This window comes from Acinetobacter sp. 10FS3-1, from assembly GCF_013343215.1.
GTDB lineage: Bacteria > Pseudomonadota > Gammaproteobacteria > Pseudomonadales > Moraxellaceae > Acinetobacter > Acinetobacter lwoffii_C.
Window position 1 is genome coordinate 1,816,012 of record NZ_CP039143.1, and the last position, 21,293, is coordinate 1,837,304.

Below are 21,293 nucleotides of genomic sequence, written 5' to 3' on the forward strand. Positions count from 1 at the left end.
TATAAATCCAAGATATAAAAAAGGTCAGTAATGACTGACCTTTTTTATGAACCTAAGCTGAGTAATATTAAAATTTAGGATCACGCATTTGTACTACATTAGAATTTGCCTTAAGCAAAGCTTCCATTACCTTGTACATGACAGCAGGAACCAAACCATCTGCCATTTGTGCAGCCTGTAAACCGAGCTTTTCACCCAAAGTCGGTTTACGACGCGTTTCAATCACATAGATATCATGTTGTGCCAATAAACCCAGCAAGTATTCATCTGAAGTTTGCAGTTTATTGACCAGATTCAGATCCAGCGCATCTTTTCCATACCAGTGCTCACCAGTCGCCACTTTCTCAACATTCAGTTGAGGACGGTACTTTTCAACAAAGTGTTTAAATAACTCGTGAGTTTGCTGTAACTCTTCTTCAAATTTGGCTTTACCTTCAGCGGTATTTTCACCAAACATGGTTACGGTGCGCTTGTACTGACCCGCAGTATACAATTCAAAATCAATTTTATTGTCTTTGAGCAAACGGTTAAAATTCGGTACCTGAGCCACTACACCGATTGAGCCTACAATGGCAAACGGCGCCGATAAGATTTCATTGGCGATACAGGCCATCATATAACCGCCACTGGCTGCGACTTTATCGACACACACCGTCAGATTAAAACCGGCATCCCGTAAACGCACCAATTGCGCAGCAGCCAACCCATAACCATGTACCATACCACCTGGACTTTCCAGACGTACCACCACACGATCACGCCCTGCTTTTGCAGTGGCCAAAATCAGGGTAATTTCTTCACGTAAACTTTCTACTGCTGAAGCCGCAGTATCCCCTTTAAAGTCGAGTACATAAATTTTTTGATTGTTTTTTTTACGTATACGGGCTTCTTTTGACAATTGTTGAGTTAATTGCAAAAGCTCCAGTTTAGAAGCCGTGGTTTGCGCTATTTTTTTGCGTTGTTCATTAATTCGCGCGTTTAAATGGCTAATACGAATTTCTGCAGGCAATTTCGGCGTATGAAATAACATAAAAAATATATTCTCAATTTAATTCGGTTTATGAATATTAGATTAGGTCAATTGCGACTTTTTTCAATACTTTTTCTATCTTAAAGATGGTTCTTTTTGAATGAACCGTAAATATCGTTTAGAGATCTGCCGAACAGCCATTAAACGCACAGCAAACCAAATTTGTCCATAATAGCAAATACCAATAATCAGCGCGTTAATCGGCCACCAACTAAGCAGTAAAAAACTCCCCCTACGTGCCTGATCCGCAGGTGTTACTATCGAATAGAAACATACAAAACCTACGCAGAAACACAGTACGCAGATATATTCACCGACTGCACTATGCAAGAGCGGTAACTTATTTTTTTCTTGCGCTTTTAAATAACGATATAACTTTAATTTAGCATTGGCATCAATATAGTCTCTCCAAGCCCGCCGAAAATGTGGAACACCTTCTTTCTTTCGCACCCCAAAGTAAACAATCAGCGGTATCACACCCGACAAAAGCACAAATTGATCATACAACCAACGATGATAATTACTCATATTGGGGCTCTGCAAGGTTGGAAAGAGTCCATCATGCGTAAAAAGCGTCGCCAATAAAATACTCAACAAAACCAAAAGTGCTGCTATCACCTCTGCACTATGTTGAAATCCAAACAAGGCATCGATCATTTTTCTTGTGGCTTGATGTGCAGGTTTAGCCTGTTGTTGTTCTTCAGCTGAAGGTAATGCCATTTTCGATTTCACTCACACATGATGAGCAATTTATATCGGCACTATAACAAAAAAACAGAGTACGACGGCTCTGTTTTTTCAATAGTTGAGATAAGCAAAGATTAACCAAAACGCCCGGTAATATACGCTTCAGTCAACTGATGATCCGGCTGGGTAAAGACTTTCTCAGTCGAATTGACTTCAATCAGATCACCTAAGTGGAAGTAAGCTGTACGGTCAGATACACGCGCGGCCTGTTGCATTGAGTGCGTCACAATCGCAATCGTATACTGGGTAGAGAGCTCGGAAATCAGCTCTTCAACTTTGGCTGTTGCAATCGGATCCAGCGCTGAACATGGCTCATCCATTAAAATCACTTCAGGTGATACTGCAATAGTACGTGCAATACATAAACGCTGTTGCTGACCACCAGATAGGCCTGTACCCGGCTGATTCAGACGGTCTTTAACTTCATTCCACAAGCCTGCTTTATGCAAACTGTTTTCTACAATTTCTTCCAGATCATATTTATCACGCGCCAGACCATGTAATTTAGGTCCATAAGCGACGTTATCAAAAATGGATTTTGGAAACGGGTTTGGCTTCTGGAATACCATCCCTACTTGTGCACGCAGCAGTACAACATCCAGATTCGGATCGTAGATATCCTGATTATCCAGCATGACCTTGCCCGTAACCCGACAGCTATCAATCGTGTCATTCATGCGGTTTAAGGTACGCAGAAATGTGGATTTACCACAGCCCGATGGACCAATAAAAGCAATGACTTCATTTTCATAAATGTTTAGATCAATGCCTTTAATGGCTTCGGCTTCACCATAGTACACATGCACATCCGAAGTGCTGAGTTTGACATTACTGTTCTTGGCTTGCTGTTTATTTTCCGCATGAGTATCGAACTGCGAAATAAAAGAAGTCGTTGGCTTTTGTGTACTAGAATCTGCGGTAAATTGCGTATGTTGTGGATTCACAGACGGATCCTTTTCTAAGGTATTCAAGGTTTCATTCATTACAATATTCATTATTTTGCCCCTTCTTACCAACGGACTTCAAACTTTTTACGTAACCAGATGGCCAGACTGTTCAGGCTGATCATCATGGCCAGAAGGACAATAATGGCTGCTGCGGTACGACCTTCAAAGAAGTTACGCAGTTCATTACCTTGCCATAAAAAGATTTGTACAGGTAAGGCAGTTGATTGCTCAAATGGTGTCGCTGGCACACTGGCGACGAAGGCACTCATCCCGATCAATAAGAGTGGTGCGGTTTCACCCAGCGCCTGTGCAACCCCAATAATGGCACCGGTCAGAATCCCAGGCAGAGCCAGTGGCAATACATGATGGAATACAGTCTGGATACGTGAAGCACCTAAGCCCAACGCAGCCTGACGGATCGAAGGCGGAACTGCTTTTAAAGAGGCACGTGTGGTAATAATCACCGTAGGCAAGGTCATCAGACTTAATACCAGCCCCCCTACCAAAGGTGCGGACAGTGGCAAATGCATCCAGCCGATAAAAATTGCCGCACCTAGTAAACCGAACACAATCGAAGGAACTGCTGCCAAGTTGTTAATGTTGACTTCAACCACATCGGTAATCCAGTTCTTTGGTGCAAACTCTTCCAGATAAATCGCCGAAGCCACACCAATTGGAATCGAGATAAAGATCACGATCAACATCATGAACAGGGAACCCATGAATGCCCCGGCCAGACCAGAGGTTGCAGGTGAACTGCGCGAATCCGGACTGACAAAGATATTGGTATTGAAGCTGTTTTCGATAACACCCGAAGCTTTCATGGCATCAGCCAGTTGACGGACTTCTGGACTGAGCTGCTGCTGTTCTGCCGGAAGATCACGGTCAATATTACCCGCCAACCAGACATCGACATTGGCATCTGCCAGAATTTTTACATTTTCAGTTTGTCCAACCAGACCTGGATTCATCAGCACCATGTCACGCAGACGATAAGCTTCTGAACTGGTATATAAAGAGCCGAGTTCATCCTGCTGGCCGTCCAGCTTGCTATCTTTGGCAATCATGCCATTTACAATCAGGGCATCCCAGTCGACCATACCCACCTGCATCTGCCAGTCAATCAGACGCTCTTCATATTGCGCCGGAGTTTCATTGGCAAGCTGTTTAGGTTTAGGGCCAATATTAACAATCGTCGGATCAAAATAAATCGGCAGATTCATGCTGCTTTGCCAGAAAGCCGGCAAACCTTTGCTCAAGATACTTCCGAACAGCAATACTACGAAGAACAAGCCAGCCAATACTGCCGACAAGCCTAACAGGCGAAATGCTTTTTCTTTACGATGACGACCTGCCAAAGAGTTCTGAATGGTCTTCTTACGCTTTTCACGTAGCTCGGCAGCCACAGATGGATCAATACGCTGATCTAAAGGTGTTGTATTTGAAGTACTCATTAGTCGTATTGCTCACGATATTTACGCACGATATACAGTGCAATAATGTTCAAACCTAAGGTGATCACAAATAATGTCAAACCCAGTGCAAAGGCTACCAGCGCCTGCGGACTTGCGAAGTCAGTATCACCGGTTAACTGGTTGACGATGGTAATAGTGACTGTAGAGACTGCTTCTAATGGATTGGCATGTAACTGCGGACTGTTCCCTGCTGCAAGCACCACAATCATGGTCTCACCAATTGCACGTGATGCTGCCAACAGGAAAGCCCCGATAATCCCCGGTAAAGCTGCCGGCAAAACCACCTGACGGATGGTTTCAGACTTGGTCGCACCGAGTCCTAAGGAACCATCACGTAATGCACGCGGCACCTGGGTAATAATGTCATCAGATAAAGAAGAAACGAAAGGGATAATCATGATCCCCATAACCAGACCAGCGGTTAGCGCACTAGTGGCATTAATATCAATACCAACCATGGCTCCTATGGCCTTCAGGAAAGGCCCAATAATCATTAAGGCAAATACGCCATATACGATAGTAGGAATACCTGCCAATACTTCAATGGTTGGCTTGGCCCAAGAACGGAATTTAGGTGATGCATATTCAGCCAGATAGATCGCAATCATCAAACCGACAGGGACAGCAATCAGCAGCGCAATACCGCTGACCATCAGCGTACCCCAGAGCAGTGGCAACAGACCATAACTGCCTTCAGCATTCCCGGAGGTACTAAAACCAGGATTCCACTCTGTACCAAAGAAAAAATCGAACGGGCTGACGAAGCTAAAGAAGCGCATTGCTTCACCGAACATCGACATCACAATCCCAAGCGTGGTCAGAATCGCAACCCCTGAACAGAGTGCCAGACCAATATTAATAATTTTTTCAACTTGGTTACGGGCTCGGAATTCCTGACTGATGCGATTTTTCGCCCAGACCAGTCCAGCCAGCGCCGCAGAAATCACCACTGCCAGCTTGGCAAATGTACCGATGGTCACAAATTTGGCCAGCTGCTCTGCAGCTGCTATTTCATAAGCAGCCGGTGTATCACTGACTCCAAAACCGGAAGCGAGTGCCTGTACACGATCAACGACAACACCCAGACTTGCCGGATCAAGCTGAGCCGACACTTCTGGCGGCAGATGATTAATCACCACTTGTTCCAGGAAGCTCGGCTCGACAATATTCCAAACAATCAAAATTAAAAACGCAGGGATTCCACACCACAAAGCGACTAAGGCGCCATAATAACTTGGACGCGAATGTAAGTTCGCAGAATTGTTTCCCTTACCTGCTAGGTTCCGGCTTTTACTTAATCCGATTTGATAGGCTATGGCAATGATTGCCAGCAAGACACCTATGAGTAGCAGATTCATGTATTCTCCACTGTTTTTTCAATTTTCATGGTTTGAAAAAACTTAATCTATCGCAACACACCAATGGCAGGTCGTCCCTGCCATCAGCGCTTTGAGCATTATGTATATTTACTTTACAACCACCGCTTTGCCTGCTTTGAAGTTCGCAAGTACTGCTGCACGTTCTTTGTCTGACATTGAAATCAGGCCGGCTTTTTCCAGTTTTGAACCTTTACCTGATACTTTTTTGCTCAGGAAGTATTCGGTGAACTGTGGTAAACCTTTGATTGACTTCAGGTGTTCGCCTTTCACATAAAAGAACAATGGACGTGAAACCGGATAAGAACCGTTCAGAATAGTTTTTTCAGAAGGTGCAACATTATTCACTGTGGCAACACGCAAACGGTCACGGTTCTGGTCATAGAAACCTAGACCAAATACACCAACTGCACTTGGAGAAGTTTTTAAGCGCGCCAATGTTTCAGTGTAGTCACCGGAAATTTCAATCACACGGCCATCTTTACGGAAGTTTGTACACGCTTTTTTCTTGGCCTCTTTATCTAAAGACTTAATTGCAGCGTACGATTCACAACCTGCATCCACCATTTTCTCCTGGAACACTTCGCGCGTACCATGATTAGAAGCAGGAATCACCAAGGTGATCGGCTCATTTGGAAGTGCTTTATCAATCTGGTTCCAGCGTGTATAAGGGTTAGCAACCATTTTCCCCTGAGATGGCAACTGAGCCGCAAGCGCGGCATAAACATGTTGTGGACGTAATTTATAAGCTGCTTTATTGGCATTAGAAGCAAATACAATACCGTCATAACCAATTTTGATTTCTAATACCTGGTTGACGCCATTCTTTTTACATTCTGCCAGCTCAGAGCTTTTAATCTGGCGAGATGCGTTTGCGATATCAATCGTGTTATCACCCACACCCGCACAAAATTGCTTTAAGCCGCCTGAAGAACCGCCCGAACCGACCACTGGAGTTTTAAATTGTGGAAAGGTGTTTCCAAATTCTTCAGCAACAATACTTGCATATGGAAGAACAGTTGAAGAGCCAGCAATTTGAATAGTGTCACGTGCAGCATGTGCTGTAGTGACTGCCGCCCCAGTGAGTGCAATTGCTAAAGTAATATTTGTAAAGCGCATTCTGTATCTCTCTCATTTTTGCAATTTGGAGTACATTACTTTTGATTCAGTTTTGTACTTGTTTCGATACTTGCATTTTGATTTTAGAATATGACAGACAGGTTACAACTTTGTGACACTTTCATGATGTTTCGTTTTTCACTTCTGTTTTTTATTACACTCTGCGATTTACGGCATGACTTAAGAGCGGTTTAGAATTATAAAAAGATTAACTTTATAATTATTGGCTTACTTGTTTTTTTAATTTTATGAAAAATAAAAATTTACTTATCGTCATATTAATTATTTCTTTAACCGACTTTCCTTCATGCTATTGATGAAACAGCACTAAAAAAAGGAGATCTTTCGATCTCCCTTTTTAATTTCTCAATCAATTAAACAATGGGCGGCGTATAACTACCATCTGCAATTGAATCCTTGATGCGATCCGCTTCTGCCAGTACCAGTGCCAGCAGATTTTGCACGTTCTCTAGTGTGGCTACTGGGCTTAAAGTGGTCATTTTCAATGACTGAACATTGCCGACCTTAGTCACCCCAATATTCGCTTCACCACGAGCAAACAGCTCATCTGCCACGTTCTGGTTCAGTGCATCCACAAACTCAGCTGGATAGCCTTCAGGCACTACACGGAACAGTACCGATGCAAATTGTGGCTCAACCAGAAGTTCCAGACCATCAGTCGACTTGATGTAATCTGCAACATCACGGGTCAGTTTCACCCCATGATCGATCATTGATCCATACAGCTCTTCGCCGAGTGCTTCTACGGTCATCCACAATTTCAACGCGTCAAAACGGCGCGTGGTTTGTAAAGACTTCGAGACCAGGTTTGGCACGCCATGTTCTTCATCATAAGCCGAGTTAAGATACTCCGCCTCATAATGCATGAAACGGTAGTTCGCTTCATCTTTGAGCAAGAATGCACCACATGAAATGGTTTGGAAATAATGCTTGTGGAAATCCAGTGTAATCGAATCAGATAACTCGATCCCATCCAGCATCGCACGATAGTCGTTCGACAGAATCAGTGCCCCACCCCATGCCGCATCGATATGCATCCACGCGCCATATTTATTGGTGATTTCACGAATCTGTTTGAGTGGGTCAATCGCGCCAGCATCTGTTGTACCTGCAGTTGCAACCACACAAGCTACGATCTTGCCTTCAGACTGAAGATGCGCCATGGTCTTTTCCAGAGCATCAACATCCATTTGTGCATTTTCGTTTACAGGAACAGTCACAACTGACTGGAAGCCCATGCCCATCATTGCCATGTTCTTTTGCACCGAAAAGTGTGCATTTTCAGAACAGATGACTTTGACATTGCGCATTGCGTCCGCAGGAATACCATCCCGCTGAACAGACCACGGCTGGCCGTTTTCATCTTTCCAGTTTTTCGCGATACACGTATCACGCGCAAGCAACACACCCATCAGGTTAGATTGCGTACCCCCCGAAGTGAATACACCTGCCTGACCTGCACCATAGCCGACTTTTTGACGAAGCCAGTCAATCAACTGTACTTCCATCAAAGAACCCGCCGGGCTTTGATCCCAAGAGTCCATAGACTGGTTGGTAGCGTTAATCAGCACTTCCGCGATTTGGCTGGTCACCATGGTCGGACAGTGCAAATGTGCTAATGAATGTGGATGATGAACTTTCAAGCTTTTATTTAAGAAAAGCTCCACCATACGCTCAAGTGATTTTTGTACACCCAAACCTTCTTTAGAAGGATTGAAGGCAATGGCACTACGTAACTCTTTGATGCTACCGCCAGTATACATTTTGTCGTTTTGCAACCATGCTGCAACCGCTTTGGTCGCCTGGTCCATTGCTGACTGATAGTCAGCAATGGATGCAGCATCATTGCAGAGTAACGCTTTACGGTGTTCTGCAAAATCTACCATGAATTATGCGCCTCGAACTGCTACAAGAGCTTCAGTAACCGCTTTCTTGAAACGGGCAATCACTTCTACACACTCTTCTTGAGTGATAATTAACGGACAAAGTAAACGGATTACCGTACCGTTACGACCACCTTTTTCTAGCAACAGCTTATTATTGAAACATGCTGTCTGAATAGCGGCTGCCAATTGGCCGTCTGCAGGTAAAGAACCCATGTGGTCAGCAGATTGTCGCTCGTCCACAATTTCAATACCGATCATTAAGCCTCGGCCACGTACATTACCGATACACGGAAGTTCCTGCGCCAGCTTTTTCAATTCAGCTTGCAGGAAGTCACCGCGTTCTTGCGCATTTTGCGCCAAGTTTTGTTCTTTGATGGTCTTAATCACCGCAAGACCAGTCCCCATCGCCAGCTGGTTACCACGGAAAGTCCCCGTATGGCCAGCAGGCTGCCAAGCATCAAATTTACGTTTAATACCCAGTACCGCCAGTGGCAAGCTGCCACCTACTGCTTTAGACATGACAACAACGTCAGGCTCAATCCCTGCATATTCAAAAGCGAACATTTTGCCTGAACGGCCAAAGCCTGCCTGAACTTCGTCAAGAATGAGTACGATATTGTGTTTTTCAGTCACTTCGCGGATTTTTTTCAGCCATTTTACCGGCGCAGTCACTACACCGCCTTCACCCTGAATGGCTTCAAGAATTACAGCAGCCGGTTTAGTCACACCACTTTCTACATCTTCAATGAAATTTTCGAAGTAGTAAGTCAATGCGTCAACGCCCGCTTCACCGCCCAGACCAAGTGGGCAACGGTATTCATGCGGATATGGCATGAATTGAACGCCTGGCATTAAGCCATTGACCGCATTCTTCGCAGACAGGTTACCTGTCATTGCAAGCGAACCGTGAGTCATACCATGGTAACCACCAGAAAAGCTGATCACCGAGCTGCGACCGGTAAAGGTTTTGGCTAGTTTAATCGCTGCTTCTGTACCATCTGCACCAGATGGACCACAGAACTGCAGGCAGTACTCTTCTTTACCGCCTGGCAGCTGTTCAAGCAGCGCCTCAGTAAAAGCATCTTTTAAAGGTGTTGTTAAATCCAAAGTATGCAATGGCAGACCGCTTGCAAGCGTATCCTGAATACTTTGAATGACCGCAGGATGATTATGGCCTAATGCCAATGTTCCTGCCCCAGCTAAACAATCGAGGTACTCTGTACCTTCGACATCGGTAACCCAGCAACCTAATGCTTTTGCTATCGCAAGCGGTAGTTTACGCGGATAGCTACGAACATTGGATTCCATCTGACTTTGGCGAGTCAAATAGTATTCGTTAGTAGAATTAGTGGCAGGGTTTACTGAAGAAACGCTCATATCGAATTACCATCTCTGATATGGGTTAATAGAAATAAGTCGGGTGACTTGCGGTCCTTTGACTCGGTGCTTTATAAATTCCAGTTTGATGGTTTACTCATACATCATAACTAGGAGGCGGATGATACAGTCTTTTACAGGAAAATAAACGACTTTCGCCACAATTTTGCTGATTTTTTATCGAAAAAAAATATCATGCCGATTTGTCATCTGAATTATCATCTTAACCTGTGACCACCGAAAGAAAAGCACGTTCTTTTATACTTTTTTGTAGCCTTTCAGCAATCTTTCTTGGTATTTTATAACTTTAGAGATAAGCCTATAATTTTTATGATATTTAATTTCAAGAATTAAGGTTAAATATAGAGCGATAATTTAACACTCTTACCACAAATATTTTGCAAAAAAACCATAGTCAGGATTTAATATTTTTATAACAGCCCAGATGGCTTCTTTAAGAAAAACAGGACCACAATATGCGTCTTTTAGCATTATCTAGCATTATCCTTGCAGGCACTTTAGCAACCACGGCTTTTGCAGCTCCCAATGAGTCATTGAATTATAATGTAATTAACCTATCCGCAGATGCCAGACGTGATATTTCTAATGATGAAATGCATGCTGTTTTGTATCTTGAAAAATCACATAAACAACCAGCCCAACTTGCTAGCCTGATTAATCAGCTGATGAATCAGGCGATGGTAACAGCACGCAAATATCCAACTGTTAAAATTGAGACTGGCGCCCAAAGCACTTATCCAATTTATGATAATGACAACCGTAAACTTAAAGAATGGCGTGGCCGTGCTCAAGTGCGTCTAGAGTCCACTGATTTTAAAGCCACTTCTCAACTGATCGCAGAGTTGCAGCAAAACTTCCAGACCGAATCCATTAACTTCACCGTGTCGGATGCAAAACGCAAAAAGGTAGAAAATGAATTGATGGTCGAAGCCACCAAAAACTTTCAGCAGCGTGCCCAAGCCCTCACACAGGCCTGGAACAAGCCGGGTTATCAGCTGATTAATTTAAATCTGAACACCAATAACTATACCCCGCAACCTATGCCGCGTATAGCCATGATGAAGGCCGCTGCCCCAGCTGATGCCATTACAGAACAGCAGATGGCGGCAGGTGAATCACAACTGACAGTCAGTGCTAATGGTACTATTCAGCTAAAATAATTGAAATTCCCCTTATTTCAGGAGAGAGTTAGAGAAAGTTAAAATGTATAGCATATTAAAAACTATCTCAGCTTGGTCCTGCCAAAAAAGAAAATTTATTTCATAGAAAATCCCGCTCGAAAGCGGGATTTTTTGAATCTAGATTTTGCCTGTTTTAATAAATCGCCATATGATTGTGATTTATAATAGACTTAACATCATGTTTTTATTATAATTTATTTTCTAATTTAAATTTTAACCTCCAGCCTAACCTCCAGCACTCTAAAAAAATCACAAAATACTTTCGATTGTAGATACGTGCATCCAGTCGCGTGTGCTTGGCCGCGGTTGGAGATTTTAAATAAGCTGCTCCTCTTATTGGTGGCTCAGGTATGGTCATCTTGACCACTGGGGGGATTATTGTTCTTCAGCACATCAAAGATAAGGAACCGGCCTGCTACCCACATTTTAGTTCTATTGGGATTTTAAGCCCTAAAACCACAAATCAGCACCCTTGCGCGCGCGCGTGTGAATACATCAAGTTTAATAAATAGTCAATTCAGGCGTGTTTTACTTTAACTTCTCTTTAACATATTTGTGTGGGACAATTTTTTTTTGTGAATGTGGAGGGCGCGGTATCCGCAAAATAGGCTTCATTTTAACAATCAAAAGCCCCCACCCACTGCATTCTCCTGACTGGTTTTAACCTTATGGCAGTCCACACATAAGCTTTTTAAATTACTCATTGCATCCGTTCCACCTAAAAACAATGGGATTGTATGGTCTACTTCTAAACTTATGCTGACCAGTCCGCAGTGCTGGCATGTATATTTATCTCTCAATAAAACTTCTAATCGTAACTTGCGCCATGATCTGCCACGATTTCGCTTATTTGCAGTCACATTGCTTATGGGTTGGCTCGTCTTTAATGTCTGCAATCTTGGTTTTAATGTTGGTAGTTTTGCCATTGTTCTATCCTAAATAAAAAAGTGATGGGACTAGCCCACCACCTGTATTGAATAACTATGCTTTAAAGAATCCAATCTGACCGCCCTTGATACTTCCCCATATATCAAAAGCTCTTTTAACTTTCGGATTGCTTCTATTGTTCTTCAGATAAGCATCAAAATCATTTCGATAAATATGGAACTTCATAGCTATGCGGATCAGTTCCAGCTTGGCCTCGTTGTCTGCATATTTGCACAGTACCAATGCCACACCCTCTAAAGGCAATGTCTGCACACTAGATATAAAGTTAATTTCTTCAGGCTCCATTTGTCGGCCTGAATGCAACAATACTTCCACTGGCTGCGGTGCTGCATTGCAATTGCTTTTCAATCTTGCTGATCTTGCTATCCATGTTGGTTTCATAATCTACCTATAAGAAAGGGTGACTATAGCCACCCTAATTGATTTAATTTAAAACCATTCCGGTTTGATTTACGGAACCACCGGAGCTGCTACTGTCACCTTCACAATTGCACCTTCAATGAAGTTTGCAAACGAAGCTCGTAGCTCAACACGGATTCGGGTCATGTTCTGATCCATTAGGGTCATATCATCAATCTTGACTGTAAGCTGCTCACGGTCTAGGACTGCGATTTGCTCCATGTCCAGCACATAAGCCTCATCGCGCGGACAAGCTGCACTTTCGATAATTCGTAGCGTCCACATATCCGACAAGCCTGGCAAGCCATTGCTCGATAGAACATAACCGCCACCATCTTGCTTCACGCCTACCATCTGTTGCAGTGTTACTGGATTCACAATTACAACACTTGGTTGCAATCCTGCTTCTTTGGCTTCTGCTCGCGCTTCACCGATTGCATCAACCAGTAAAGTACCTGCTTCAGCTTCATGTGCTGTAGCGTGTTTTGCAAAGCCTTCAATACTTGAACCGGTGCCATCACCTTGTACAATTTCGCGCTCTAGCTTTTGCAGCACACCACCACCCAGAAGGGAGATAATTGTGGCCTGTAAGCTGGTGTTATCAGAAATAACCTGATTTGATACGATTGTAGTTACTGCAATTGTGCGGTGCGTTACCGATTTCGCTTCGGTTGGAATTGATTGCTCGGCTTTGGTATCGCCTTCTAATGCTTGGTAGTCTGCTGCATTCTCATAAGTAGACATCAGCTTAACGTATTCATAGGATGCGCTTGTCGCTGGAATCACTCGCAAAGCATCAATAAGCGTTGTCGGCTTCTTAATGAAGCGGATCGCCTCTGGGTCGCGCTGCGCTTGGGTGTCATATCCAGTGGAACCAGCAATGCCCAGGCCTTCAGTAGTGAGCGCTTTAATCTCAAAATTACTTGTGACTGTAACCGCGCTTGCCTGTTTGTCACGGTAGGACTTCACCTGGTCAGATTCAATAATCTTTTTGAGTGCCTTACTGCCTGACTTTTCCTCGAATGAACCACCACCAGGACGACGTGCAGCTTTTTGCTCTAATTCCAGAACAACGGCCTTCAGTTCTGTTGTATCACTCTTAATAGCATCAACCTGGTTTTTAAACTCTTTGGCTAAAATTTCGATTTGAGATAAATCTGTCATTTCTTTTCACCTTCAAACATTTGTTTAATTTCACGTAAACGAGCATTCACATATAAAGCAGCATCCATGAGGGCATTTAATTCCGCCTGCTCCTTCATGATCCGTTCGCGCTCAACGGCTTCTGCCTTTAATTGCTTAATCTCGCTTTCTTTTGCATGGTTGGCTGTTTGAAGTGCTAACAGAATCGCTCCGCCATGCTCATCAAAAAACTTCACCTTTGCAGCGTCAAGCTGGCGTTTCTTCCGAACTCTCAAACTGCTTTTATTCGCCTGATTCACTCAAGCCTCCTAAATTCTTTTGTTAGTAACTTGTTACCAACACTAGCCATCATTTAGCACAATGTCAAACTTTAAGTTATTTAAATTTAATTAATTCATTCTTTTTTATTATTAATATGTTTTAGTTTGAATCATACAAAAAAGTTATGTATAGTAAATCATCAAAGCATTTTTTGGAGGAATGATGTGTATTAGTTCAGACTTGATCGTACATTCTTCTTGAAAAAGAGAAAGTTACCCGTTTTGATAAAGGTGTCGAAATCTTAATCAAACAAAGGTAACTTTCTTATGTTGCATACTAACAATCAAATCATTAAACACAAAGTAGGTCTGCTCAATTTAGCTGAAGAGCTTCAGAATGTATCCAGAGCATGCAAAGTGATGGGTGTTTCAAGAGATACATTTTATCGCTATCAAGAGTTAGTGAAGTCTGGTGATATTGACGCACTGATCAATAAATCCCGTCGAGTACCAAATTTAAAAAACCGTGTAGATGATGCTACTGAACAGGCTGTTATTGATTTCGCAATTCAATATCCCGCATATGGTCAGCACCGTACTAGTAATGAATTACGCAAGAAGGGTGTATTCGTTTCAGGGAGTGGGGTTCGCTCTATATGGCTTCGTCATGATTTAGAAAACTTTAAGAAGCGTTTAAAAGCACTTGAGGCTAAAGTGGCACAGGATGGTATTGAATTAAATGATCAGCAGATTGCGGCACTTGAGCGTAAGCATGAGGATGACGTTGCTTGTGGTGAAATCGAAACAGCTCATCCAGGCTATTTAGGCGCGCAAGACACCTTTTATGTCGGGAATCTCAAAGGTGTTGGACGAATCTACCAACAAACATTCATCGACACTTATAGTAAGGTCGTTCATTGCAAGCTCTATACAACAAAAACACCGATTACAGCGGCTGATTTACTCAATGATCGTGTGTTGCCATTCTATCAATCTCAGGACTTACCAATGCTTCGCATCCTCACAGACAGAGGTACTGAGTATTGCGGTAAGGTAGAACAACATGACTATGAGTTGTATCTGGCAGTTAATGATATTGATCACACGAAGACAAAAGCAGCTTCCCCGCAAACAAATGGTATATGTGAGCGTTTCCATAAGACGATTTTGCAGGAGTTCTATCAAATTACGTTTAGGAAGAAGCTTTATAGCTCATTGGAAGAATTACAAGTTGATCTAGACGATTGGCTGAAATTCTATAATACTGAACGGACTCATCAAGGAAAAATGTGCTGTGGTCGTACACCACTTGAAACTTTACTTGATGGAAAACGGATTTGGGCTGAGAAAAATTTAGCTCAAATTTAACCTGACAGGCACAATAAAAAACGGGTAACTGTCAGATCAGGTTTGAGCTAGTACAAATGATGTCCTCTAAATATCTATCTCTTAAAATGTTATTGAGCTGTTGAAATTGATTTGCTGTAACGAAAAAAGTCCCCGACTCGCAATTAGGGACTTTTTTTTGTGTCATTGTTTTGTGAACTCTCTACAAATTATGCGATTTTGCGATTTTTCCTTGTAAGCCTTGCCCTGTCTATCTTTCCGCTTCGCATTGCTCTTGCGATTCGTATGCGACATGTGCGGAGTATATCGGATCATTTCGCATACTCCGCATTGGAATCGCACACCCTTTGCGACATGGATAACCTTATGCCATAAGGGTTTCAGCCATAAATCGCAAAATCGCAACTATTTCAGCAATGCCGGATTTAATTCAATGTAAGTGGAGCGGTTAATTGTCACCAGTCGCACATAATTAAACTCGATCAGCTCATTCAAACAAGGATCAAATTCCTTCGCTTTTCTTATTTGAAGTGGTGCGCCTTTCATCGCTACCGTTCTTTGCAATCGGTTGGTTTTTTCCTTTTTGCATTTGGTTAAAAGGTACTTAATCAGCTTCTCAGAATCACTTTCATCGGCCACTTCAATATCTGAATATCGGAACCACTCAGACAAAGAATGTCTAATAACAGCGCAAGCTGCCTGCATGATTTCAGAATCAATTTCAGACTTGTTTTCAAAGTAAGCCAGGACAGCACCTAAACGCCTGGCAAGCTCATTTGCACGACTGGCAAAAGGCTGCATAAATTCAAACTGTTTTCCGCTACCCTGCAAAATCTCACACTCATTGTAAAATTCAAGCTCCAGCAACTCGGCTTCACTGGATAGCTGCATAACTGGAAAGTACGGAACCTCTCCCGATTCATTCAAAAGAACTGGTAGCTCGTCTTTTAAAATATCTCTACAACGATTCCAAAATTTAGTTAATCGAGGGTCATTGTGTGAATTTTTTAGCTTTTGTCTAAATTCAATTGTATGTGTTCGCTGCCCAGCAATACTCTCTGGAGCGGTTAAAATGAATCGAGGCAAAAAGCCCTGTCCTCTTAATGTCGGATCGTTTAAAGCTCCAGCCAGTACAGCACGTTGCCCAAGTAGGTTGAAGGTTAGGCGAACATCATAGGCCATTCCGTTGTCATCAGATGAAGCACGGTTTCTCTGACAATAGCCATCATCAAATAACTTAGTGAATGCACCTAAAGCACTTTTGGCCGTGTCGCCCTTCATTGTGTGACCATCAAAGAACTGTCCAGCCTCATCGCTACTCAATGAAGCATTTTTCACAATTCCTTTAATATAAAACTTGGTCAAGGTTTCAATAGTAATGTCAGAAAAAATACTGGTCGGATCGGTTGGTCTGGGATTATCTAAAGCCCACTGCGCGAACTCTTTGGATTCAATTGTTTTCGACCGTGCATTCCAATCTTCCAGTGATTTTTTATACTCATCATACTGCTGGCGTTCATGCTCTCGAATAGGCAATTCAACCAGCTTTTGACAAGATGACTTGCGCCCACCACTACCACCTTCCGTTAAAAAGAATAAGGAGGCTGGCATCCCCTCCCTGTTGGTTTCTTTGGGTGCATTTACCTTACCTTGTGCTAAAAACGAAATACTGGCCAAAACACATTGAGCAGCCATTGCAACCGGAGCTTGTACATATTCAGCAGTGGCAAGAATTGCATTCCTCACAACTTCCGGCAGCTCATCAATAGGATAAGGTTTTGATTGGATCAGGGTGTCATTTCTCAGGCTTATTGGAGCTTGCCAGTTATCCAGCTTTTCAGCTTTCCGATTCGCTGGCATATCCTCAACTTGAGGCTGTGCGATTAGGTCAGATTCGATTGATTTTATGATCTGCTGTTTTTTATCAAGGAAAAATTGCTTTATCTGATTTGGTGGAAGTGTTTTAAAGCTATCATTCACCTGAACAAATAAATCAGCATTATTGACTGGTGGTTTCTCACCGACCATCATTCTAAATATTGTTTCAGGCATACCATTGTTTATAATCTGATACGCTGCATCAATATCTTTATGAAGCACAACTGCCTCCCCAGCCTTAGCAAGTTTCACAAATAAATCTATATTGTCTGTACCTAGAACATACGGCATATATTTATTATTTGTGTTGCTTGCAAATACTCCAGCTTTACCAATAGAGAATGATATTTTTTTAGAATCAATCTCTTTGCATGGTGTCTGACTAATATCGTACTTTTTAGCTGTGCCTCTGATTCCATACCCTATGACTTCAGTCAATTCATTAGGATTAACCAGGGGGAGTGCTTCACATTCTTCACAGTTATAATCCGGCAATTTAGAGTAAATATAACTCTCAGGCTTAACTTTAAGATTGCGCTCATCAATGCAGCCTTTTATAAAATCTTCGATCAAATGATATTCAGTTATATTGCCTGTCACTGGATCGGTACTGACCACTAAGGGAGCGTTAAGAGTGATTTTTGCATTCATGCTGCACCCCCTTTCATAACAGCATAAACCGCAGTTTCTAATGATTCTTTTAATTGTCCAGCCACTAAGAACAGGCCGTGTATAGCTGCTGCTGTGTGGCCTTTAGCTAGATTGAAATCTGATAACTCATCAATAGTGACTACAATGCCATTCGCTAAGTCGATATAAGCGGAAATATATAATTTAGTTTTTACACTGGCACTTTCAATATCTTCTAAAGCACCATTCGCCAGCACTTCACACACACTGAGCATGGCCTTTGCTTTATCATCTGAAAGGTCGCACTGGTCGTAGCTAGTGTACAAGCGAAGCAATACGCTCTCTAGTGATTCAAGATAGACTTGAGCATCTTCTAAATGATTTGCTGCTGTTTTATTGATTTGATTAGGCATGAGAATGCGCTCCTTGTAGTTTTGGAGCTTTACCATTCACGACCAAGTGAGGGTGGCAAAGCTGAAAAGGGTTGGTCGACAGGTCTACAAGGTTCCCTGCACACTCGGAAGTGTCCCTCTCCAGCTTCGCCATAACATGCGAACGCATAGAGTTATTACGCACAAAAAAAGCCCTTGCGGACTGTGCGCCTCGTAGAATATAGCCGACCAAAGCTAACTTTGAGATTTTGCTCAAAGCAAGAGAACTATAACCAATATGATCTGGTCTTTGCAATGTGAATTTTTCAAATAGTTTCATTTTTTCCCACCTTTAATGCCCTGGTGCTGCTGGGATAATTTGAAGTTTTTAAAATAGTGGCTTTCTGTTGCCAGTGGCTTCATGTATTCAACAAGTGATTTCAGATAGTGCTTATGATTGTTTTTCATGGCCGACCTCACTTAAAAAAGCATCAATGAGTTGTTTCAGACTTTCACCATGTAATGCCACAACGCCAGTGGCTTGAGGGTTTTGCATGAGCTGCTCGATACCGTCATCAATGGCCTGAACTCCACCGCCTACAGTGATTAGTTCGATAAAACTGCAAGCCTCATCATTTACGATTAAATCCGCTTCAATGTCCGCTTCGGTATTGGTGCGATATGAAGCCAGTACAATATCTTTCATGCTGCCACCTCTTTAATAAGCTCATACCGCGCATGTCTGCCAATGCCTGACTTATTGCGCTCGTTATGGGTAACAATGTCATAACCTGCATTTCGTAAACGCTGAATAATTGCGCTCAGTCGGTAGCAGTTAAATAGGTCGATAGCCTCAGCTTGTGAAAGGGTTTTGCCTTGCTTGAGGTGTGCCAGAACTTGCTTTAATTGGGTGTTATTCATGCTGACTGCTCCTCAATCCACTTCTGAACGTCTGAAGCTCTCCAGACAGTGACATTGCCACCCATGCGGATCGGCTGCGGAAATTTACCTTCACGTGTCCAGGCCCACAGAGTTTTCTCTGAGATTGGCAAAATACCTTGTCGTGCTGGCTTGGCGTTTAGTTTTCGGGTTTTTCCGGCATTTGCGCCAGTTTTATAAACGTGGATTTTTTCTGGAGTGGCTGGAGCTGAAGCGATTTGTTTAGCTCGATAGAATTGTTCGCGTGTTTGCATACTGCACCTTTCTATTACGTTATGCGTTATTGCATAGGTGCAGTGTCGTTTTTCTAAGATTTGTGTATCAGGGTAGAAAATCACCCTCTTTAAGTTGAATAACTACCTGTTTTTATTTTTACTTATAATTTTTCTAATCTTATCAATATCTTTTGGTACTGTTGGTATTTGATTTAACCGCAAAAAATCACTGATAAAACTATATTTATCTTCAGCCTTGACCTTGCCAGTCTTACACTTTTCAAAAAGAAAGTTTACTGTGCAGATAAGATTAGCCTCAATATGATTTGTATTTCTTCCCTTTAAATTAGAATATTTTTTGATTTCTTCTTTTGAGTAAATAATTGAGCATTGATATTTAATTAATGAGGATTTTAATTCTTCATCAAGTAAACTACTTAGCCCCATCTTGTACCAGGCTTCAAGCATATAAGCATTTTGATTTAATGATGTTAGATTAATTTCATCAACTAAATTTTTAATTAATCTCTCCATTTTCTCAAGGTGGATAACATCCTCCTGCGCTGAATTTCTTGTTTCTCTGACCTGAATATCTAGTTTCGCTCTACCCAGAATCAAGCCAGCATCATCTAAAAAAGATTGCCTATCAATATTCAGGCCATCAAATAAATATAAGCTCTGCTCAGATATAGAGGTATTCAAAAAACCGCCATCACATTGTTTTTCTCTTTTTCTAGCCATCACCCCACCCCATTAATTTTATTCGCCAGCTCTGTAGCAGTTGGGTTGTAATACTTCATCAGCGTTTTTAAATCTTTATGTCCTGTGACTTTTGCCAGGTCTTGAACTGGTAGCTTTTGGGATAGCCTTGTGGTGGCCTCATGCCTGGTATCGTGGAAATTTAAATCTTCAATTTTTAGTTTTTCAGTAACGACCTGCCAAAAATAGCTCGATAAAGTATTCGCGCTTGTGAGAGTACAAACTGTTTCTTCATGGATTCCCTTCATCAACTCCAGCAATTCTTTTGCTTTCATGGAGAGTGGAACCTTCCGCGAAGTACCGTTTTTTGTATCAGGCAAAAGCACATAATCATCCGTGATATTCGCCCATTTCATACTAACGATTTCGCTGGCTCTCATTGCCGTTTCGATAGCAAATAAGAATGCCCAGGCGGTCTGTTGTTTTTTATTCACTGGCTGGAATGTTGGGTGATAACTGAATGCTTTTAGAATCTGATCTATTTCATTTTGAGAGATGCGCCTGTCCCTATGGTCTGATTCGCTTGGCTTTGAAATATCAGTCAATGGTGAACCTGTGATGATACGAAGCTCCTGTCGTGCATATTTGAACACACCACCTAGCAAGCCTAAATCTCTCTTAACTGTTGCAGCCTTGACCATCTTTAGGCGTTCATTTCTAAACTCAATCATATCGAGCTGATCCACCTGGCTAACTGGCTTCTGCATAAGTTTAGGAAACAACCGGATAAATAAGTTGAGAGAAGCAACTTCTTGTATGTGGCCTTTATGAGTGGGAGCTACAACGTCCCTATAAGATTCAATCAACTCTATAAAGCTCATACCTTCAAGCTGCTTTTGCTTTTCTTCTTTCTTTTTCTGACCTGGACTTATACCACTGGCCAGCATGATTTTTATTTCATCACGTTTCAATCGTGCTTCTTTAATAGAGATAAGCGGATACTCGCCTATTGTGATAGTCCCTTTTTTTCCATCAAGCGTATAAAGCACCTTCCAGACTTTCTTTCCAGTTGGAGAGGTGAATATATAAAGCATGTCGCCATCACTGATTTTAAACAGCTTTTCTTTTGGTTTTATAGCTTCAATCTGTTGTTTAGTAAGCATTGCACACCTGTGGAGGTTAGAACCACATAAAAAAAGAGGTTAGACTGATTTAACCTCCAGTTTAACCTCCATGTGTACGGTGTTTCAATGAAATTACTTGTTATTGCTTAACAGTACAAAG

The 21,293-nt window shown here is 42.3% G+C and carries 22 protein-coding genes; 2 read left to right on the forward strand and 20 right to left on the reverse strand.

Translation table 11 applies throughout. From position 1 onward, the window contains the following. Window positions 1-67: 67 nt before the first annotated feature. The 8 genes from sohB to E5Y90_RS08635 form a co-directional block, all read right to left on the reverse strand. Complete coding sequence (gene sohB, locus E5Y90_RS08600) at window positions 68-1,030, reverse strand: protease SohB (RefSeq protein WP_174659985.1); 963 nt, start codon at window positions 1,028-1,030, stop codon at window positions 68-70. A gap of 75 nt (window positions 1,031-1,105) precedes the next feature. Next, window positions 1,106-1,750 carry a hypothetical protein gene (locus E5Y90_RS08605; RefSeq protein ID WP_174659986.1) on the reverse strand — a complete coding sequence of 215 codons (645 nt, stop codon included), beginning with the start codon at window positions 1,748-1,750 and terminating at the stop codon, window positions 1,106-1,108. Between the two features lie 101 nt (window positions 1,751-1,851). Continuing rightward, window positions 1,852-2,772, reverse strand: coding sequence for a phosphate ABC transporter ATP-binding protein PstB (gene pstB, locus E5Y90_RS08610; RefSeq protein ID WP_151203899.1), 921 nt, complete (start codon window positions 2,770-2,772; stop codon window positions 1,852-1,854). Window positions 2,773-2,786: 14 nt separating this feature from the next. Beyond that, entirely contained in the window at window positions 2,787-4,178 is a 1,392-nt protein-coding gene (gene pstA, locus E5Y90_RS08615) for a phosphate ABC transporter permease PstA (RefSeq protein WP_174659987.1), read from the reverse strand. Continuing rightward, entirely contained in the window at window positions 4,178-5,557 is a 1,380-nt protein-coding gene (gene pstC / locus E5Y90_RS08620) for a phosphate ABC transporter permease subunit PstC (protein ID WP_151203901.1), read from the reverse strand. The genes pstA and pstC overlap by 1 nt, the downstream gene beginning before the upstream one ends. A 108-nt stretch (window positions 5,558-5,665) precedes the next feature. Further along, window positions 5,666-6,694: a substrate-binding domain-containing protein gene (locus E5Y90_RS08625; RefSeq protein ID WP_151203902.1), complete on the reverse strand. Its 1,029-nt coding sequence runs from the start codon at window positions 6,692-6,694 to the stop codon at window positions 5,666-5,668. A 374-nt stretch (window positions 6,695-7,068) separates the two neighbouring features. After that, window positions 7,069-8,601, reverse strand: a complete 1,533-nt coding sequence (locus E5Y90_RS08630) for a pyridoxal phosphate-dependent decarboxylase family protein (RefSeq protein WP_174659988.1) — start codon at window positions 8,599-8,601, stop codon at window positions 7,069-7,071. A gap of 3 nt (window positions 8,602-8,604) precedes the next feature. After that, entirely contained in the window at window positions 8,605-9,978 is a 1,374-nt protein-coding gene (locus E5Y90_RS08635) for a diaminobutyrate--2-oxoglutarate transaminase (protein ID WP_174659989.1), read from the reverse strand. Window positions 9,979-10,454: 476 nt separating this feature from the next. On the opposite strand from E5Y90_RS08635, the gene E5Y90_RS08640 reads away from it, so the two are divergent. Continuing rightward, window positions 10,455-11,159 carry an SIMPL domain-containing protein gene (locus E5Y90_RS08640; RefSeq protein ID WP_174659990.1) on the forward strand — a complete coding sequence of 235 codons (705 nt, stop codon included), beginning with the start codon at window positions 10,455-10,457 and terminating at the stop codon, window positions 11,157-11,159. Between the two features lie 644 nt (window positions 11,160-11,803). Here the strand turns inward: E5Y90_RS08640 and E5Y90_RS08645 are convergent. The 4 genes from E5Y90_RS08645 to E5Y90_RS08660 form a co-directional block, all read right to left on the reverse strand. Further along, window positions 11,804-12,106 carry an HNH endonuclease gene (locus tag E5Y90_RS08645; RefSeq protein ID WP_168390222.1) on the reverse strand — a complete coding sequence of 101 codons (303 nt, stop codon included), beginning with the start codon at window positions 12,104-12,106 and terminating at the stop codon, window positions 11,804-11,806. 55 nt (window positions 12,107-12,161) lie between these two features. Next, a complete protein-coding gene (locus tag E5Y90_RS08650) occupies window positions 12,162-12,509 on the reverse strand; it encodes a hypothetical protein (RefSeq protein ID WP_174659991.1) in 348 nt (115 codons plus the stop codon). A gap of 69 nt (window positions 12,510-12,578) precedes the next feature. After that, window positions 12,579-13,691, reverse strand: a complete 1,113-nt coding sequence (locus tag E5Y90_RS08655) for a phage major capsid protein (RefSeq protein WP_174659992.1) — start codon at window positions 13,689-13,691, stop codon at window positions 12,579-12,581. After that, on the reverse strand, window positions 13,688-13,969 hold the full coding sequence (locus E5Y90_RS08660; RefSeq protein ID WP_174659993.1) for a hypothetical protein: 282 nt from the start codon (window positions 13,967-13,969) through the stop codon (window positions 13,688-13,690). The genes E5Y90_RS08655 and E5Y90_RS08660 overlap by 4 nt, the downstream gene beginning before the upstream one ends. A gap of 288 nt (window positions 13,970-14,257) precedes the next feature. On the opposite strand from E5Y90_RS08660, the gene E5Y90_RS08665 reads away from it, so the two are divergent. Then, window positions 14,258-15,298, forward strand: coding sequence for an IS481 family transposase (locus E5Y90_RS08665; protein ID WP_004642076.1), 1,041 nt, complete (start codon window positions 14,258-14,260; stop codon window positions 15,296-15,298). Between the two features lie 384 nt (window positions 15,299-15,682). Here E5Y90_RS08665 and E5Y90_RS08670 read toward each other — a convergent pair whose 3' ends face one another. The 8 genes from E5Y90_RS08670 to E5Y90_RS08705 all read right to left on the reverse strand — a co-directional run bounded on the left by E5Y90_RS08670 (window position 15,683) and on the right by E5Y90_RS08705 (window position 21,172). Then, complete coding sequence (locus E5Y90_RS08670; protein ID WP_174659994.1) at window positions 15,683-17,806, reverse strand: DUF3987 domain-containing protein; 2,124 nt, start codon at window positions 17,804-17,806, stop codon at window positions 15,683-15,685. After that, complete coding sequence (locus tag E5Y90_RS08675) at window positions 17,803-18,198, reverse strand: hypothetical protein (protein ID WP_163169983.1); 396 nt, start codon at window positions 18,196-18,198, stop codon at window positions 17,803-17,805. The genes E5Y90_RS08670 and E5Y90_RS08675 overlap by 4 nt, the downstream gene beginning before the upstream one ends. Continuing rightward, a complete protein-coding gene (locus E5Y90_RS08680; protein WP_163169982.1) occupies window positions 18,191-18,496 on the reverse strand; it encodes a hypothetical protein in 306 nt (101 codons plus the stop codon). Before E5Y90_RS08680 ends, E5Y90_RS08675 begins: the two co-directional genes overlap by 8 nt. A gap of 111 nt (window positions 18,497-18,607) precedes the next feature. Further along, complete coding sequence (locus E5Y90_RS08685; RefSeq protein WP_174659995.1) at window positions 18,608-18,862, reverse strand: hypothetical protein; 255 nt, start codon at window positions 18,860-18,862, stop codon at window positions 18,608-18,610. Continuing rightward, complete coding sequence (locus tag E5Y90_RS08690; RefSeq protein ID WP_174659996.1) at window positions 18,859-19,077, reverse strand: helix-turn-helix domain-containing protein; 219 nt, start codon at window positions 19,075-19,077, stop codon at window positions 18,859-18,861. The genes E5Y90_RS08685 and E5Y90_RS08690 overlap by 4 nt, the downstream gene beginning before the upstream one ends. Continuing rightward, complete coding sequence (locus tag E5Y90_RS08695; RefSeq protein ID WP_126562358.1) at window positions 19,074-19,349, reverse strand: helix-turn-helix transcriptional regulator; 276 nt, start codon at window positions 19,347-19,349, stop codon at window positions 19,074-19,076. Before E5Y90_RS08695 ends, E5Y90_RS08690 begins: the two co-directional genes overlap by 4 nt. Window positions 19,350-19,451: 102 nt before the next feature. Continuing rightward, entirely contained in the window at window positions 19,452-20,051 is a 600-nt protein-coding gene (locus tag E5Y90_RS08700) for a hypothetical protein (RefSeq protein ID WP_174659997.1), read from the reverse strand. Continuing rightward, on the reverse strand, window positions 20,051-21,172 hold the full coding sequence (locus E5Y90_RS08705) for a tyrosine-type recombinase/integrase (RefSeq protein WP_174659998.1): 1,122 nt from the start codon (window positions 21,170-21,172) through the stop codon (window positions 20,051-20,053). The genes E5Y90_RS08700 and E5Y90_RS08705 overlap by 1 nt, the downstream gene beginning before the upstream one ends. Window positions 21,173-21,293 lie beyond the last annotated feature (121 nt).